The organism is Tateyamaria armeniaca, from assembly GCF_045797845.1.
Taxonomy (GTDB): Bacteria; Pseudomonadota; Alphaproteobacteria; order Rhodobacterales; family Rhodobacteraceae; genus Tateyamaria; species Tateyamaria armeniaca.
The window spans coordinates 1,236,667-1,253,856 of sequence record NZ_JBHDIY010000002.1; the positions used below are offsets into that span (position 1 = coordinate 1,236,667).

The window sequence follows — 17,190 nt, forward strand, 5'->3', positions numbered from 1 at the left end:
AGACGCAGATGCGCGCCCTGAAAATCGCTGCCACAGGCATGCTGGCCCAACAGATGCGGGTCGAGACGATTTCGAACAACCTCGCCAATATGAGCACGACTGGCTACAACGCCCGCCGCGCCGAATTTGCCGATCTGCACTACCAGCAAATGACGCGGCCCGGTTCGATCAATGCCTCGGACGGAACAGTTGTGCCAACGGGCGTGCAACTGGGTCTTGGCGTCCGGCCCGCGGCGGTGTCAATGCAATTGGCCCAAGGGTCTCTCGCCGCCACTGGCGGGGACCTTGATGTCGCAATCGAGGGCAAGGGTTTCCTTGAAGTCACACTGCCATCTGGTCTGACGGCCTACACCAGAGATGGCGGCCTCAAGCGTACGGGTGAGGGCGTGATTGTGACGTCGGATGGGTATCCGGTGGCCCCGGAAATTGTGATCCCTGACGATGCGCGTAGCATCTCGATCAACGGCGATGGAGAGGTCTATGCCTACTTCACCGACACGCCCGAGGGGCAGTTGATTGGTCAATTCAACCTCACGGGGTTTACGAATGCCAAAGGACTAGAAGCGCTTGGCAGTAACCTTTTTGCCGAGACAGAGGCATCGGGCCCGCCAATCACGACAACTCCGGGGCTCGACGGACTAGGCACGCTGCGCCAAGGATTTCTTGAAGAAAGCTCGGTCGATGCCGTGCGCGAGATCACTGAACTGATCGCCGCGCAGCGCGGCTACGAGATGAACTCAAAAGTCATATCTGCGGCTGACCAGATGATGGGCGCAATGACGCAGATACGATGATGCGATACTTCTTTGTCTTCATTTTATTCGGGTCGGTCTGCATGGCGGACGTGGTGACTCTGACCAGGACGTTGCGGCCGGGAACGCTGATTACCACCGCCGATCTTACCCTCAAGAACGCGGATCAGAACGGCATGTTTGATCGCGTTGAAGATGTGGCCGGTCAAGAAGCGCGGATCGCCCTTTATGCAGGCCGCCCAATCCCGTTTGAGGCCATTGGACCGCCTGCGATTGTCAATCGAAATGAAATCGTGGCGCTTCATTTTCAGTCCGCTGGATTGACGATCACGACTGAAGGGCGCGCGTTGGAGCGTGGCGGGGTTGGGGACAGAGTTCGGATCATGAACCTGAGTTCACGCGCCACCCTTTTCGGATTTGTACAACCGGATGGATCTATAAAGGTGACGCAATAATGATCTTTGCAAAATCTCAAAAGCCGCGGGTCATGGTGTCCTGTCTGTTGGTTCTTGCTGCCGCGGCATGTGGACGAAGTGATCATCTGGGGAAAGCCCCGTCATTTTCAAATCCACTGGCGACCCAAGAACACTCTGCGATGATTTCGGCGAGCCTGCCAAACGTGATCGAAGAGACAACCGCTCTGGATCAGGCGTCGCTTTGGAGTCGTCAGCGCGGGTCCCTTCTGGGGACCGCCGTGCCGTGCAACGCGGTGACATTATGACGGTCGTCATTGAAATTGACGAACGTGCGGAAATCTCGAATGAGACTGAACGCTCTCGCAGCGGCTCAGAAACACTGGGGATTCCTCAACTTGGCGGGCTGCCACAACGTCTTGATGAAAACCTGCCCGAAGGTGCCTCCAGCTCGGAACTGGTGTCGATTAATTCAAACAGTAATTCCAGCGGTGATGGGTCAGTGAAACGCAACGAAAAACTGACACTTAGGGTGGCTGCTACGGTTGTTGATGTTTTGCCAAATGGAGTCCTTTCAATTTCCGGCTCCCAGGAGTTGCGCGTCAACTTTGAGCTGCGCGAGTTGCTTGTTACCGGCTACGTGCGGCCGGAAGACATCTCGCGGCAGAACGAAATCACCTACGACAAAATCGCGTCTGCGCGCGTGTCCTATGGTGGTCGCGGCCAAATAACCGACGTGCAACAGCCGCGTGTGGGCCAACAGGTTCTCGATGCTGTCTTGCCATTTTAGGAAAGTACAATGCTCAAAAAGATTCTGCCCATTGTTCTCGTTCTTGTCGGTGTTGGCGCCGGTGTTGCAGCAGGTGTTTTTCTGAGGCCGGAAGAAATACCTGTTGCTGTCGAAACGGATGCTGACAAGGCCTCAATCCAGACGGGGCCATCTGCTGAGGCCGAGGCGTTGTCACGAGAATACGTCAAAATGAACAACCAATTTGTGGTGCCGGTGGTGAGAGGTGAAAGCGTCCAGGCGTTGGTCGTACTGTCGCTCAGTCTTGAAGTGCCGGCGGGGCAGAAAGATGCCATTTATTCCCGCGAACCAAAGCTGCGGGATCTCGTTTTTACAAGTCATGTTTGACCATGCCAATGTTGGTGGATCTCGATGGTGAATTCACCAACGCCAACAATCTGGATATCTTGCGCAGCGCACTGCGTGAAGTGGCGCAAAAAGATATGGGCGACCAGATTTCTGATGTTCTGATTGTTGAGATTGCCCGCCAGGATTACTAGTCCGGTTTGCCAAACACAGAGTGATCCATTGCCGAATGCAGTTGTGATTTCGATTTTGTGTCGCGACGCGTTGCAGCGTCTTCGTTTGCAAGCGCCTCAGCCACGATCTTGCGCCCATTGGCCTGTCGATGTCGGGCCATGAGAGTTTCTTTCTGTGCCAGCACACCCGCCAACGAGATGTTCAATTCTCGTTGAACTTTACCCACCCATTTGAGCCAGATGATGTCGGCCCCAACTGCACGCATCTGCGCATGTGATGGGTCCTGGGCTTGCGTTGTCCGGGCATACTCCCGCATGCGTGCCAACTCTGCGCGTAACTCGTTTTCGCGCCGCAGGAGGCCGGACAGTGCCTGTTGGCTTTTTTCAAACTTCAATGAAGACAGTTTTTTGAGTTGGTCCAGATCCACTTTCAGAAACCCTTTTTCGCGCGGACGCGCATATCGTCGGCGAACCGAATGGCCGCAGCCACAGCCTGATAATGCTCCGGGGCGACTTCGTCCCCGACGTTTGTCACAGAATGAAGGGCGCGCGCAGTCGGCGGGTTGCTGTGAATCGGAACTGCGGCCTCCATCGCAACTTCGCGGATGCGCAACGCTATTTCATCGACGCCTTTGGCGACACAAACCGGTGCGGTACCGGGCGCGCGTGTCCATTTGAGGGCGACGGCATAATGCGTTGGATTGACGATTATGACATCCGCAGTCGGCACGTCTGCCATCATTTGCTGGCTCGCAATCGCTTGCGCACGCGCACGCCGCTCTTGCTTCAGATGTGGATCGCCTTCGGAATTCTTGGTCTCATCCATGATTTCTTTGCGCGACATGCGGTTTTTTCGGATGTGTTCCTGATGCTGCCAGACGGCATCGACCGAACCGAGTGCTGCGGACACAACCACAACGATCAGCAAGAACGCGATGCACAACTCGGCCAACAGCATGACGACCACGCCAGGTGCGCTGTGCACGACCGTGATCATTTCTGGCAAACGCGCGTTCAGGAAGGCAGCAAGGCACGCGGAATAGATCGTTAGTTTTACAAAACTCTTTCCGAATTCAAAGAATCCGTTGCGTCCGAATTTCTGCTTGGCGTTCTGGATGAGCGAGATCTGCGACAGCTTTGGTTCCAGCTTGGAGGGTGCTGCGACAAACGCGCGCTGGGCAAAGATCGTCGCGAGAACAGCCAATCCCGGGACGATGAAAATTGGCGCAAGCACCCATGACGCATTAAACAGAATCCTGCCCATCTGTGCAGTTGCGCCACCGCTGAACATGACATCTGAAATCTCCGCCGCCTGATCCAAGAGAACTTGCATTTGGCCACCAAAGCTGATGACCGTTTGGGCGCCCAAAGCCAGAAATGCAAGGGTCAGGCCTGCGTAGCCCGCAGCAGTCTGCAACTCGACGGACTTTGCGATTTCGCCCTTTTTCGCGCTTCCAGCAACTTTTGAGGCGTTGGATCATAGGACTTGTCGGTATCTTCGTCCTGTGCGCTCACGGTCGCGCTCCAAAAGGATTGGCCATGAAATGATCAAGGGCTGACAACCAGGCACCAAGCATGGTTGGCGCCGCGAGGAACAGAAGGAACAAGCCGCCAAGGGTGATGACCGGAGCGCCGACGAAGGCAACCATGAGTTGAGGCATTGCCTTGTTGATGACGCCGAGTGCCAGATTGTAAAGCACGGACATCAACACGAAAGGTGCGGCCAAAACGAACGCAAGTTCAAACGCGCGGGCCACCTGCGAAAGCCCCCAGTCGGCCACGTCGCTGCCGCTGGAGAACAAACCCATCGGGAGCAGCACATAAGAGTGGATCAGCAGCTGCGCAGCTTTAACGTGGAGCCCGGCCATGACGGCCAGCGCGATCGCCCCGATGGTCAGCACATACCCCATTGCGGGAAGCGGTTCGATCGCTGCGCCGCCCAGGATTTGAGACAAGGATGTCGACTGCGCTGCGATTGCGCCGGCGGTTTGGAGGGCCAGAATGAACAGTCTGACTCCAAGGCCGATGAGCACGCCGGCAAGCGTTTCGGTGGCACCCAAAAGCGCAAGCGATCCTACTGAAAATACAGGCGGCGCGACCGACAAAGCAGCGGAAACGATCACCGTGAATGCGACGGCAACGGCCAGTTTGATGCGCATCGGCAAGGACTGTTCACCAAAACCCGGCAGCAGGGCAGACGCAGCGGCCACTCGTAGAAAAACGATGAAACCAAGCCACAGTTGCGACTGTGTCAAGGCCAGGAACTCTTCGACATTGTTCATGCCGCAACAACACCGACAAGGGCGGGCTGCGCATCAACACCGATCTCTTCAAAGGAAAGAACCGGGTTTGAAATTCCTTTGGCACGCATCAGCGTTTTGACAAATCGACGGCGCCGCGTGCTCGTGACCACGGCCGGGAAAATACCTTGCTCGCTGACATCCTGAAGCTTGTCAGACATGTTTTCCGCCAACCTGTTGAACAGGTCCGGGGGGAGTGCGACATCGAGACCGCGTTCTGCATCGACCTGATAATTTGCGAATGTGTCTTCCCATTCCGGTGCGAGCTGCACCAAAGGAAGACTGCCGTCGGAGCGACGCATCTCGGCGACCAATTGGAAACCGAGCCGCTGACGAACCAATTCACAGATCGCTTCGGGTTGGGCATTGCGCCCCCGCGCTTCCGCGGTGGCTTCGAGAATGAGCGGCAAGTTTCGAATGGAAACCTGCTCGTCCAGAAGCAGGCGCAAAACGGTGTGAAGTACGTCGATCGGCACTTTGTCCGGTATCATTTCGTCCAGCAGTTTGCGATTGGCCTCGGCCCGCGTTGGATCGGATATGTTCTGCATCTCATTCAGCAACCGACGCAGCGACTTGAGTGTCAGCAGCCGACTGAAATTGCGCTTAACCACCTCGAGAAGGTGCGTGGCCAAAATTTCCGTTGGTGTTACGATTGTAACACCGGACAGAACTGCATTTTCCTGATCTTTCTGCGCAATCCACCGTGCGGGCGCGCCGTAGACAGGCTCTGTCGTGTCCTGACCTGCGGGCATTTTGCTGCTGTCGTCAGGAGTGAGCGCGAGTATGTCACCAGACCTCAAAGTGCCTCGCGCCTGCTCGACGCCCTGGATGCGCAGGACATAAACACCGCTTGGCAAAGCAGGGTCGTCGGTCAAGCGGATTTCAGGAAGGATCAAGCCAAAATGCGAGGCAACATGGGTGCGCATGTTGGCAATGCGCGCATCAAGGCCGGTGCCCGGATCCAGGACCATGTTCACAAGGTCAGGTGCAAACTCGACATGGATATCGTCCAGTTCAAGGACATCACCCAGCGACTTCTCAGGTACGGCCAAGGGCATTTCCTCGTCTTCGGACGCGTTTGTCTCGATCGCCTTCAAGCGTTTGTTCACAAAGAATGCAGCAACAGCAAGTGCCGCGCCGCCCGCCATGAACGGGGCGAACGGCAAACCGGGCATCAGGCCAAACATGGCCATAAGAATGGCCACTGTGGTCAAGGCGGCAGGATGCTTGCCAAGCTGGCTGAAAACAGCCAAGTCGGTTGCACCTTTCGCCCCGCCACGTGCCAACAACAATGCAGACGCAATTGAAATGACGACTGCGGGAATTTGCGAAACAAGACCGTCACCGACAGTCAGGATCGCGTAGGTTTCGAACGCGCTGCCCAACGGCATACCGTGCACGAAAATTCCCATGATGAGGCCAGCGACCAAGTTCAAAAGCGTGATCAAAAGGCCAGCAATCGCGTCGCCTTTGACAAATTTGGAAGCACCGTCAAGTGAGCCGAAGAAAGTGGTTTCGGCTTGTTCCAGCTCTCGCCGTGCTTTCGCCTCCTGGTGTGTGATCGCGCCGGCGGACATATCGCTGTCGATGGCAAGCTGCTTGCCCGGCATCCCGTCGAGGGCAAATCGCGCTCCGACTTCCGCCATGCGCGTGGCACCCTTGGTGATGACCATGAAGTTAACGATCAAGAGTACGCAAAATACGACGAGGCCTAGGAAGACACTGCCACCCATAATGAATTGCGCGAATCCGTTGATCACCTCACCAGCGGCCTGAGTGCCGGTATGCCCTTGGCCAATGATGAGTTTTGTAGACGATACATTCAACGAAAGGCGCAGCATAAGCGACGCAAGAAGGATCGTTGGGAATGCTGAAAAATCCAGAGGTCGTTCAATAAAGAGAGTGATGGTGAAAATGAGAATGGCCAGTGCAAACGATGCAGCGAGGCCAATGTCGAGAACCCAAGCAGGCATCGGTAGTATCATCATCACGATGATCGCCATGAGTGCGACAGCGAGCATAACCGTGGGGTTGAACAGGCTGATTTTGGAGAGATTCAAATTGGGCTTATCCAAGGAAGATGTCCCCCAACCTAAACCTGTCCGGAAGTGATGTTTTGCGAACTCGTGTTTGGACAAGGTCACGATCAATTAATAGCTTAACTATTGTGTCGAACCTCTGCCGAATGCTTGGCTCTGCTAGAAATAGACCACGGATATGATTTGAATCGAAGCGTCCGGTTGCACCCCCACGGCATGCGGTGTGACTTTCCGATGTCGAAGTCCCAAGAGACTGAATTTTGTCGGCGATCGTGCTGCGTGAGTGACGTTTCCATACGGCTGTCGCAGGCCATCCAAGTGCGCCGTTCACGACTGTGGGTAGACGGAAGGTACCAAAGCACTTGGAATTGTTTTGCTTCTGGATTTGAAACAAGGTCACGGTTCCTCTGTCACGTTCTGCGACAGGTCAACGTTACGAGCGGGACACTTTAGATTTGGTAACCAAGTTGTCGATTCAAGTTTTATTGTTCTGACTGAAGTGGCAGCTCACTGGCGGCGAGCAAATCTTCGATAGCAGATCGCGCAGTTTCACTTTCCGAGATCGTGGTTCCTGCACGTTCTAGCATGCCTTCCGTTTTTGGATCGTTAGGCAGAACGCTTTGCGCAACCGCAACCATGGGTCCAAATACCGGTGTGACCTCTTCCACCAACACCGACCACTCTTGTGACAACCAGGCCGCACGGTCAGAATCTGCAGTGTTATCCAGTGCAGAATAGATCGAGTGAGCTCCCGAGAAATCACCAGCACGTGCCTCAGCTCGTGCGCGCAGAAGGGATGCGTCCTCTGACTCTTGACCGAAAAGATGCGCCAATGCTTCGTATGGACGATCCAAGGACAAAGATATTTCTGCCTTCAGCAACGCTGTCCTGGAACTATTTGAATATCCCTCTCCGGAATTCAAAACTGTTTCAGCTTCTCTTGGGAAACCAAGTTGGTTAAGTCGCTCGGCGAGCTGGAAGCGCGTTCTTGGTGAAAGCGTTTCTGGCGAGTTGCCAATTTGCGCAAATGTGTACTCAAGAAATTCGACGTCACTGGCGTTCAAGGTAAGCAAATCCAGCACGGATGAGCGCAAGGTGTCATCACCGCGCTCCAAATTCCTCTCACGAACCTGGGAAAGTGCGTCGAAAGCAGCTTCGAACTGACCAGACTTGCCAAGTGCTAACACATGTGTTCGCCGCAGTTCCGTTCCGATCGGGTCATCCCGCATCTCCAGCGCATAAGCTTCAACCAGTGTCGCGACGTTCTCATCGATCTCTGCATCTTCCGCCAAATGTGAATCGACAAACCGTATCAGAGCTTCGGCGGATTGTTCGGTGTTTGACGTGACAACTTCTGCCAATCGAACTTGCGCCTGAGAATTGTCGCTACGTGCAAGTTCCAGGTCTGCCTTGGCAAGATTGGCACTCGGACCCAGTTTCTGTTTCGAACGTTCAAGGCTCCGCAAGGCGGCAGACGCAGAATCGGCATCGCCATACTCGAGCAACCGTTTGCTTAGTTCCGGGGCCAGGAAACTGCGCAAATGCATTGGTAGCGCGCTGACCGTGCGCAGTGCGGCATCAGTGTTGATGACCTTTGTAGAAGGCAGCGTTTGAGAAGAAAGAATGGCCCACAAAGCAACATCGCTATCACACTCAAAATAGTCTGAGAGCGGTTCGGGATTTGGGCTAAATCCATATTCCATAATGTCGGCAATAACCAGCAACGCTGCATGGAACTTAGCCAGATCGGGATCAAGGGAAATTGTCTGCCGTGCCTCTGCGCCGAACCCAAAATGGAGATATGTCCGGGCGAGCTGTACTGCTGTGTCTTTGTTCAGCTCATCAAACTCGCCGTAAAGTCCGCTTCTGAGATCAGCGATCTGGGATGACAGACTGGCCCCGTTCCCCCAGTCCTGAACCGCCAAATCTGTAGGGGCGATGCACGCTATTCCTGCATCGAGAGCCGCCGCAACTCCCGCGTTGATATTGGGCAGAACGTCACTGCTGCTGGTCACCCTGAGATTTGTGGCTGTTTTTGTCGTTGTTGTGGATTCCGGCACAGGCACTGCAGACGAGTCGAATACTCGTGTGTCGATTTGTGGCTGTGTTTGTTTGTTCATCAAATCAATCTGCGACCCGACCGGCGACAGAATTCCGCGGGTTGCAGCGTTGCCGATCTGCTGCGTGATTTGGTTTCTTGCCTGCTTCAGTCGTGATGCGTTTTCAGGTGCATCGAATTCTTGAGCTGGGAGTTGACGAAGAAAACTCGGTTCCAGTCTGTTTTGTCGAACCGGTAGTTCATTCAACATCACTGTTTTGGCTTTGTCGGGTAAAGCGGGCTTGTCGCGTTCAATTGGTTCAAAGCGCAATGTTGTTGCGCCGACAAAGTCGAGCGAAGAGGCGTCAACACGTCCAGCGCCAACAGAAGCAATGTCGGCTGAAATATCCACTACGACCATGCGTGCGCCCGCATTGAACACACGTGCACTGCAATCACACGAGTAGTTGATCCGGATACTTGAGCGATCCGCAGAGACAGAAGAGACGAAAGAACGGTTTATTCGATCAAAAACAGTTGATGTATTGAACCCGTCTTCGTGCCCATCAAGCGTCACGCTTGCTCCGGTTTCGTCCTGTTCGACGTCCCATGTCGTATTGGCCGGAACGTCCAGCACGATGCGGGTGAAACTGTCATGCGCACCAGATCGCACGGAAACCTGTTGAGCCAATGCAGGGCAGGCCAACAAAAAGAAAAGAAGAGCGGCGCGGCTGATCATGCGGCGTTCTGCTTGGCAGCTTTCAGGGCCTCTTCCAACTCGGAGAAAGATGGACGGCAATGTGATGGCGTGTTCTGCCGGCCCACCTCAATGCAGATGTTCGTTGCGTGATCATGCAGGTTGGCGACAAGAACTTCGCGGATGAGTTGGTAAAAATGGCCATCGTGCTCAACCACGGCTTTCACCTTTGCCGCGAAGGGACCAACCAGACCATAGGCGAGAAAAACTCCGAGAAACGTGCCGACAAGAGCGCCACCGATCAGTTTGCCAAGAACTTCGGGCGGTTGGTCAATGGATGCCATCGTTTTGATAACCCCGAGAACCGCCGCAACAATGCCCAATGCCGGTAGGCCGTCCGCAACAGTTTGCAGAGCATGGCTGGAGTGCATCGCATGATGCATGTTCGCCTCCATCCGCTTCTCAAGCACTTCTTCGACCTGATGCGGGTCATCATAATTCATTGATGCAGACCGCATCGTGTCGCATATGAGTGCAGTCGCCTCTTTGTCAGCCTGAATTTTGGGATAGCGCGAAAAGATGGATGAGTTTTCGGGGTCTTCGATATGCTCTTCGATACCAACGGGATTCTGTCGAGCGAGGCGGATCAACTCGAACAGCATGCATAGGAGATCTTTGTAGTCTTCATCCGACCATTTTGGGCCTTTGAAGACTTTGCCAAGATCTTTCATCGTATGCTTGACCTCAGCAATCGAATTGCTGATGAGAAATGCGCCAATCGCCGCGCCCATGATCATGGTCATCTCAAACGGCAAAGCCTTGAGGATGATCCCCATCTTGCCGCCAGCGGCAAGGTAGCCGCCAAATACCATCACGAAGATGGTAATGATCCCTATGATACCAACCATCCAGAAAACTCCCTTAACAGCGATGTCCGCAATGTCGCAGAGAGCGGTTAATAAAGGCTATTCGAGCGTCAGGTTTTTGGCGCCAAGGCGTTGCGACCAGCCAATATTGCGCTGATGGAGTAAGCGGCTTGTGGGTCAAGACCCGACATGATTTTCGCCGCGATGTCGGGACGCATGCGCGCAAGAAAACCTGCCGCGAATTCCGGTTCCATCGCCTCGAAAAGCGCCGCGGCCTCTTTGGGCTTCATGTTTTCGTAGACAGTCGTGAGACGCGCCAAATCATCTTCCGCGGCTGTTTGCGCCTGCGCCAACGTGGCGCTCAACCGCTCTTCTGCCAATTTCAGCGCCTCTAGCCGTCGTTCTATTTCGACTTGGGCGACATCCAGCGCCTTCGCACGAACCTTTAACTTATCTTCTTTTTCGGCAATCCTGTTTTCCCGCGCAATTAAAGCGTCAAGCAGCGATCCGACCGCTGCACGGTCCGGGGAGGGAGAGCTGCTGTCAGCCTCATTTCCAGCGGTTGGTAACAGCAATTGGTTGGCAAATTCGCCTTCGGCCACCGCTGTGCCAGCACCGATACCCAAGCGCACAGCCGCTGATCCAATCAAAAGAGACGAGATCAGTAGTATGGAACCACGACCGTTTGAGCGGCGGGATTTCTTTTTGCGGGACCCCATCATCTCGCCCCTGCTGCGCGGCGGGTGAACATTGGCTGGCCCGATGTCGGCAACTCTGCCTTCTGTGCAGGCTCTTTGACCGGGGCAGCTTCTGGTATGTCGTGAAAAGACGCCATCTGGAGTTCAATCCGCCGAGACGTCTGTTCAGCACGTGCCGTCAGCTCTGTGAGCGTTTCCGTTGATTTCGCTGCCGTTTCTTGTGCGGCAGCCAGTGTTTTCGTCAAGTCATCAACCTGTGCGGACAGAACTGCAACGGCGCCGCCAACACCTTTTTCAAGGTTGTTGAAACGGTTCAGCCGCCGGCCAAGGACAAAGCAATAAAACCCTGCACCAAGTGCGCCGGCAGCCAAAAGAATATCAGCTATCAAGTCCATTTCTCACCTTCAATTCAGCACAAATTCCATAATCAACAGATCGTTGACGCGACCGGGGCCCGCAACAATCTGAACGCGGCGCAACAGCTGGGCGCGCAGGCGTGTTAAAGCCGATGCGCTTTCTATGTCCCGTAGCTCGACCGCACGAAGATAACCGTTCATTACGTCCACCACCCGCGGCAGAAGCGTTTGAACATCGGCTGCATATTGTGTTGGCACTTCAAGTTGCGCCCTGAACCGCAGATGTCGCCCTTGTGCCGCAGGGCTGATGGAAATGGTCATCGGCTCCACCTCGACGAACGCAATGTTCGGCAGAGCGCCCGGTTCCATCGTTTCCTCAACCGTCCCGGGTGCGGTGTCGGGCCCGAGAATCAATCCGGAAAAAGCCGCATAAAAACCGCCTCCGCCCCCGACAAGCGCGGCGACAAGGCCCAATACCAAAGGCATTTTGGACGATTTTTTTGTCTCAGGCGAAACTTCCGCCACAGCGTCTGTCATTTCATCCATCCATTGATGTCAATCTGACTATTGCCACAGATCAACTAACCGATTGTTAAGGCTGATCGGTCATTGCTTGCGGAACGCCGGGCAGAACGCGCGGCAGGACGGAGGCGATTGTGCAGCAGTTGGTGAATGTCTGGATGGGTTTGGATATCCGTCGGCAAGTGACGGTCGTGGTGGCGACGGTTGCTGTGTTCTTAGCAGTTTTGGCGATGTCACGAATCGCGACCTCACCATCCATGACTCTCTTGTATGCGGGTCTTGAAAGCGGGGCTGCAGGCGACGTCGTGCGCGCTCTGGAACAACGAGGTGTCGCTTACGAGGTTCGTGGTGGCTCCATTTTCGTGGACGCGAGCAACCGGGACGAATTGCGTTTGACCCTTGCAAGTGAAGGTCTGCCTGCCAACAGCAACAACGGCTACGAGTTGCTGGAAAACTTGTCGGGATTTGGAACAACGTCGCAAATGTTCGATGCAGCCTATTGGCGGGCCAAGGAAGGTGAACTTGCCCGGACAATTGTTTCCAGCCCGCATGTTGGAACGGCACGTGTCCACATCGCATCAACAGGATCCAACCCCTTTCAACGCAGTGTAACACCGACGGCATCGGTCATGGTGACGCCAAATGGCGGGAATCTGTCTGCACAGCAGGGAAAGGCGATACGCTTTCTGGTGGCTTCCGCAGTCCCTGGGCTGTCGGCAGACGATGTTGCGGTAATTGATGCAAACGGTACGCTCATCGCGACCGCCGAAGAGGCCGTGCCAGCCGCCGGAGCAGAGGATAAAGCGCAAATTTTGCGGAAACGGGTGGAGCGCCTTCTGGAAGCGCGTGTCGGTGTCGGAAACGCGATTGTCGAAGTCAGCGTCGACACTGAAACTGAAACAGAAGAAATCCGGGAACGGCGCTTTGACCCCGAGGCGAGGGTCATTATCAGTACAGACACTGAGGAACGCAGCAGCAATTCAAACGAAGCCGGAAATGGCGATGTCACTGTCGCATCAAATCTTCCTGACGGAGATGGTGCCGCAGGTGACAGCGCGTCTTCCCAAAACTCAGAGACGCGCGAGCGGATCAACTATGAGGTCTCCGAAACAGAGCGCGCAATTACCCGGTCAGCAGGTGCAGTTAAGCGAATTTCGGTTGCGGTTCTGGTCAATCAGGAGGTGGATGCGACGGCCGAAGCGCCTGGCAGCCCAATCGAGCGTTCAACGGAAGAAATCGAAGCGCTGCGTGAACTTGTCGCGTCTGCAGTCGGATATGACGAAAGCAGGGGCGATATCATCACCATCAAGTCGATGGAGCTGCAGTCGATCGCACCGATTGGCACCGAAGCCCAGACGTCCTTTCTTGATATGTTCCAGGTAGATGTAATGTCTGCCATCCAAATGGCTATTCTCGCGGTCGTCGTTCTTGTGCTCGGGCTATTTGTCGTGAGGCCGATCTTGTCTCGGCAACCAAGTCCCGCTTCATTGACAACTGCTCCGTCCATGATCGAGTCCAATCCAACACTGTCATCGCCGACACCTGCATTGACTGGCGATGTGAGCAATTTGGCCTCCGACTTTCCAGACATTCCCATGAACAATGACAGTGGCGACTTTGGCGATTTGCCAGCTTTGGATTTTGCATCTGCATCAGATGACAAACCAGCAGTATCATCTGATCCGGTCGAACGACTGCGCGCGATGATTGGGGAACGCCAAGAAGAAACAGTCGAAATTCTCAGAACCTGGCTTGAAGACAGCGAAGAGAGAGCCTGATGTCGCTGACCCACCTTTTCCAGGATTTCGGTACGTTGAAGCCAGCCAATGTTGGCAAAAAATCAATGAGCACGGAAGAAATCGAGGATCTGAAACTCCAGGCTTTTGAAGGGGGTTTTCAGGCGGGCTGGGACGAGGCCGTCAAAGCGCAATCTGACACGGTCACGCATGTGTCTGCTGGGCTTGCGGCCAGTCTCCAATCCGCGTCTTTCGAATATCATGAATTGAGAGGGACGTTGCACGCATCCGTCCAAAGCATAATGACCGAAATAGTGGAAACCATTCTACCTGTGGCGGCACATGCAAGCCTAGGTTCACATATCAGAGATTTGGTCGGTTCCATCTCTCAGGATGCTCTCGACAGGTCGATCGAAATTGCAGTAGCACCCGGGCGGGACGAGGCAGTGCGTAACCTTTTGTCCGCAGAACTACCCGAACCATTTGAAGTGATCGTCGATCCGATGATGTCCCCAAACCAAGCGACCCTTCGCATGGGCGCGAAAGAGATCGACGTAAATCTTGACAAGACCGTGGCTGAAATCGCGTCAGCCCTGACAAACTTTTTCGAAACACAGAAATCAGAGGTGAACAATGGCGGAACTGCCTGACACACAGACATTGGCGTCTGACACACATAATCCGTTTACTGCTGTTCCAATTGAAATCACCGTGTCTGTCGGGCGCGCCCGGCCGTTGGTGCGTGATCTGGTTATGTTGGGATCCAATGCAGTTTTGACGCTGGACAAGAGTGTTGACGATCCTGTCGATCTGTTCGTTGGTGACAAGCTGATCGCGCGCGGTACGCTTGAAGAGGCGGAAGACAGCGATGATGGCCAGCTGGTGGTCCGGTTGACCGAAATCATTGATCTGGGTCCGGGCAACTAACGCCGTGTGCCCCAGACTTTTGCTTCTGTTATTGCTTTTCTTCGCGCCTCAACAGGCGTTTGCGCAGGACATCGCAATTTCATTTGGTGACGAAGGTTCCTTGAGCGCGCGCACACTGCAGTTGATTGCTCTTGTGACCGTTCTCAGCCTGGCACCGGGTCTGGCCATCATGGTGACCTGTTTTCCATTCCTGGTCACTGTCTTGTCGATTTTGCGCCAGGCGATTGGTCTTCAGCAGTCTCCTCCCAACATGCTTATCGTCAGCCTTGCGCTGTTTCTGACGTATTTTGTGATGGAGCCGGTTTTCACACAGGCGTGGACACAAGGTTTGCGACCTCTGACCAATGACTTGATTGATGCAGAGACTGCCTTTGTTCGAACTCTGGAACCATTCCGAGACTTTATGGCGGCACGGTTGGATTCCGATACTTTCAGCGCAATGGCGGACTTGCGCCCGGACACCCAAGGTCTGGACCTGAGCCCAGATGCGCCGCTCTCCGTTCTCATTCCCAGTTTTTTGTTGTCTGAGATCTCGCGTGCGTTTCAGATCGGGTTTCTGATCTTCTTGCCATTCCTGATCATCGATCTGGTGGCCGCCGCTGTCTTGATGAGTATGGGCATGATGATGGTGCCGCCAGCCATTGTGTCGCTACCGTTTAAACTTGCATTCTTTGTTGTTGCAGATGGGTGGAGCCTTATTGCTGGAAGCTTGGTTCGAAGTTACTTTTAGACGGCGACCAAATCTGGGGGTCGAATTCTGAGAAATACTATTGTGATTTATCCGCAGTATTCCGAATCATTAATCTTGCAGCGAGTCAAAATTGTAAGGCACGCAGGCTGTAGATTAAGATGACATTCAACAGTTGCTTATGATTTCTGATGCGTTCGTTTTCATACAAAGAATTGTTCGCTGTGCGCTTTTGCGAGACGCCAAAACTTCATTTATTTCCAGATATTTGGGCAATTTTGAATCAGTATTTATGAGGGTACCGTTTCCAAAAAAATTGCCACTTGATGCAGGTTTGGTGTGCGTATGAAGTTATATCTCTGAATTCTATTTTGCGAAAGAGTAAAAGCAGTATGCTTTTAACAAAAGTAGCCGCCGCCAATCTCATATGGTAGTTTGCTACATAGTCATATTTTATTTTCAGAAAACAATTGTTGTATTAAGGAATGAACTTCAAATGACATTGAGTTACCAAATCCATGGCAGAATTTTTCCAAATAGTATGTTTCTCTGCAAGGCCGTAGAAATCTGCTAATTTTATTTCAAGCAAGGTAAGTTTGAGACGCCAAATTGTTTTTACTACTAGCCAGGCCGGTCACGGAATATGGCCTTGGCTAATGCAAGATGTGCAATGGATCGTATTTCGAGGAGTTGCTCTCAATCGCGGTCGACATATGCGTTTCCGTATGATTGAAATTGCTCAAGTTTATAGTCTTTGGCATCCCTGCCAACTGCGCGGGCATTCAAGCCGCTGAACAGGTCAACGAACGACAAACTCTGCGTGCAATGCGCCAGCAGCCTTTATGCTTTTGAGAATGTCGATCATATCACGTGGAGCGACACCAAGAGCATTCAGACCAGCAATGACTTCTGACAAGGACGCGCCTTCAGGAACTTCGGCAAGACCGATGCCCTCGTCGTCCTGAATGTCGGCAGTTGTGCGAGGAACAACCACTGTACTGCCTTCCGCAAATGGATTTGGCTGTACGACCAGTGGCTGTTCCTGGATGCGCAGTGTCAGATTTCCTTGCGAAACCGCTACGCGCGAAATGCGCACGTCGTCACCCATCACGATTGTACCAGATCTTTGATCTACCACCACACGTGCTTTGCGCTCCGGTTCGACGGTAATGTTTTCCACTCGCCCGATTGCGTGAGCCACAGAGCGCATGCGAGATGCTGCAATGTTCATACTGACGGTTCCGGAATCGAGCATTGTTGCGATGCGCCGGCCAAAGTCTGCGTTGATTGCCTCTTCAATTCGGGCGGCGGTTGTGAAGTCCGCATTGCGCAGGGCAAGGCGCACATCGGTCAAACTGCTAAGATCGAATTCAATCTCGCGCTCAACGCGTGCGCCGGAAGGAATGACACCAGCCGTTGGCACGCCTTGGGTGACACGCGCACCGTCACCTTCAGCGACAGCCCCTCCGGCGATGATTGTACCTTGGGCGACAGCATAAATCTGGCCATCAGCCGCATTCAAGGGCGTCATGATCAACGTGCCACCCAAAAGGCTTTTGGCATCTCCGATGGCGGACACAGTGACATCGATCTGCGAACCGCTCCTTGAGAATTGAGGCAAAGTGGCTGTCACAAACACGGCAGCGACGTTTTTAGGCCGGAACTGTTCACCAGTGACGTTCACGCCAAGACGCTCAAGAATGTTGGTCATTATGTCTTCGGTGAAGGGCGCGTTTCGCAGGCCATCTCCTGTACCGTCCAGACCAACGACCAGCCCGTAACCGACAAGATCGTTGCCGCGAACCCCGTCGAATTCAACCAGATCCTTGATACGGACCGGACCAGCCACAGCACTTTGGGCCCAGAACGCGAGGCCGATGAGCATCATAAAC

Annotated in this window: 18 protein-coding genes and 1 pseudogene; 9 read left to right on the forward strand and 10 right to left on the reverse strand. The window is 54.0% G+C overall.

The genetic code is table 11. The annotated features are described in order from the left end of the window. Positions 1–8 precede the first annotated feature (8 nt). The 5 genes and pseudogenes from flgG to ACERZ8_RS06185 all read left to right on the forward strand — a co-directional run bounded on the left by flgG (position 9) and on the right by ACERZ8_RS06185 (position 2,452). On the forward strand, positions 9–794 hold the full coding sequence (gene flgG, locus ACERZ8_RS06165) for a flagellar basal-body rod protein FlgG (RefSeq protein WP_407591319.1): 786 nt from the start codon (positions 9–11) through the stop codon (positions 792–794). Beyond that, positions 791–1,207 carry a flagellar basal body P-ring formation chaperone FlgA gene (gene flgA, locus ACERZ8_RS06170; RefSeq protein ID WP_407591320.1) on the forward strand — a complete coding sequence of 139 codons (417 nt, stop codon included), beginning with the start codon at positions 791–793 and terminating at the stop codon, positions 1,205–1,207. Before flgG ends, flgA begins: the two co-directional genes overlap by 4 nt. A gap of 32 nt (positions 1,208–1,239) precedes the next feature. Next, positions 1,240–1,955 (forward strand): annotated as a pseudogene (flgH, locus tag ACERZ8_RS06175) (flagellar basal body L-ring protein FlgH). A 9-nt stretch (positions 1,956–1,964) separates the two neighbouring features. Further along, a complete protein-coding gene (locus ACERZ8_RS06180) occupies positions 1,965–2,300 on the forward strand; it encodes a hypothetical protein (RefSeq protein ID WP_407591321.1) in 336 nt (111 codons plus the stop codon). Next, complete coding sequence (locus tag ACERZ8_RS06185) at positions 2,297–2,452, forward strand: hypothetical protein (RefSeq protein ID WP_407591322.1); 156 nt, start codon at positions 2,297–2,299, stop codon at positions 2,450–2,452. The genes ACERZ8_RS06180 and ACERZ8_RS06185 overlap by 4 nt, the downstream gene beginning before the upstream one ends. Here ACERZ8_RS06185 and ACERZ8_RS06190 read toward each other — a convergent pair. From ACERZ8_RS06190 to ACERZ8_RS06230, 9 genes are all read right to left on the reverse strand, one after another. After that, positions 2,449–2,859, reverse strand: a complete 411-nt coding sequence (locus ACERZ8_RS06190) for a hypothetical protein (protein WP_407591323.1) — start codon at positions 2,857–2,859, stop codon at positions 2,449–2,451. The genes ACERZ8_RS06185 and ACERZ8_RS06190 overlap by 4 nt on opposite strands. 2 nt (positions 2,860–2,861) lie before the next feature. Next, a complete protein-coding gene (locus ACERZ8_RS06195) occupies positions 2,862–3,848 on the reverse strand; it encodes an EscU/YscU/HrcU family type III secretion system export apparatus switch protein (RefSeq protein WP_407591324.1) in 987 nt (328 codons plus the stop codon). A 94-nt stretch (positions 3,849–3,942) separates the two neighbouring features. Then, positions 3,943–4,713: a flagellar biosynthetic protein FliR gene (locus tag ACERZ8_RS06200; RefSeq protein ID WP_407591325.1), complete on the reverse strand. Its 771-nt coding sequence runs from the start codon at positions 4,711–4,713 to the stop codon at positions 3,943–3,945. Continuing rightward, positions 4,710–6,752 (reverse strand): flagellar biosynthesis protein FlhA, encoded by a 2,043-nt coding sequence (gene flhA, locus ACERZ8_RS06205; protein ID WP_407594181.1) that lies wholly within the window; start codon positions 6,750–6,752, stop codon positions 4,710–4,712. Before flhA ends, ACERZ8_RS06200 begins: the two co-directional genes overlap by 4 nt. 500 nt (positions 6,753–7,252) lie before the next feature. Continuing rightward, entirely contained in the window at positions 7,253–9,547 is a 2,295-nt protein-coding gene (locus tag ACERZ8_RS06210; protein ID WP_407591326.1) for a hypothetical protein, read from the reverse strand. Next, positions 9,544–10,413, reverse strand: a complete 870-nt coding sequence (motA, locus tag ACERZ8_RS06215; protein ID WP_407591327.1) for a flagellar motor stator protein MotA — start codon at positions 10,411–10,413, stop codon at positions 9,544–9,546. The genes ACERZ8_RS06210 and motA overlap by 4 nt, the downstream gene beginning before the upstream one ends. Before the next feature lie 68 nt (positions 10,414–10,481). Further along, positions 10,482–11,093: a MotE family protein gene (locus ACERZ8_RS06220; protein ID WP_407591328.1), complete on the reverse strand. Its 612-nt coding sequence runs from the start codon at positions 11,091–11,093 to the stop codon at positions 10,482–10,484. Next, positions 11,090–11,464 (reverse strand): hypothetical protein, encoded by a 375-nt coding sequence (locus tag ACERZ8_RS06225; RefSeq protein WP_407591329.1) that lies wholly within the window; start codon positions 11,462–11,464, stop codon positions 11,090–11,092. The genes ACERZ8_RS06220 and ACERZ8_RS06225 overlap by 4 nt, the downstream gene beginning before the upstream one ends. Before the next feature lie 9 nt (positions 11,465–11,473). Continuing rightward, positions 11,474–11,962, reverse strand: coding sequence for a flagellar basal body-associated FliL family protein (locus ACERZ8_RS06230; protein ID WP_407594183.1), 489 nt, complete (start codon positions 11,960–11,962; stop codon positions 11,474–11,476). A gap of 119 nt (positions 11,963–12,081) precedes the next feature. On the opposite strand from ACERZ8_RS06230, the gene fliF reads away from it, so the two are divergent. The 4 genes from fliF to fliP are packed head-to-tail and all read left to right on the forward strand — an operon-like array spanning position 12,082 to position 15,340. Beyond that, positions 12,082–13,725, forward strand: a complete 1,644-nt coding sequence (fliF, locus tag ACERZ8_RS06235) for a flagellar basal-body MS-ring/collar protein FliF (RefSeq protein WP_407591331.1) — start codon at positions 12,082–12,084, stop codon at positions 13,723–13,725. Beyond that, positions 13,725–14,333 carry a FliH/SctL family protein gene (locus ACERZ8_RS06240; RefSeq protein ID WP_407591332.1) on the forward strand — a complete coding sequence of 203 codons (609 nt, stop codon included), beginning with the start codon at positions 13,725–13,727 and terminating at the stop codon, positions 14,331–14,333. The genes fliF and ACERZ8_RS06240 overlap by 1 nt, the downstream gene beginning before the upstream one ends. Then, positions 14,317–14,610 carry a FliM/FliN family flagellar motor switch protein gene (locus ACERZ8_RS06245; protein ID WP_407591333.1) on the forward strand — a complete coding sequence of 98 codons (294 nt, stop codon included), beginning with the start codon at positions 14,317–14,319 and terminating at the stop codon, positions 14,608–14,610. The genes ACERZ8_RS06240 and ACERZ8_RS06245 overlap by 17 nt, the downstream gene beginning before the upstream one ends. A gap of 19 nt (positions 14,611–14,629) precedes the next feature. Beyond that, a complete protein-coding gene (gene fliP, locus ACERZ8_RS06250; protein WP_407591334.1) occupies positions 14,630–15,340 on the forward strand; it encodes a flagellar type III secretion system pore protein FliP in 711 nt (236 codons plus the stop codon). 757 nt (positions 15,341–16,097) lie between these two features. On the opposite strand, the gene ACERZ8_RS06255 is transcribed toward fliP, so the two are convergent. Continuing rightward, positions 16,098–17,186: a flagellar basal body P-ring protein FlgI gene (locus ACERZ8_RS06255; protein WP_407591335.1), complete on the reverse strand. Its 1,089-nt coding sequence runs from the start codon at positions 17,184–17,186 to the stop codon at positions 16,098–16,100. Positions 17,187–17,190: the final 4 nt, after the last annotated feature.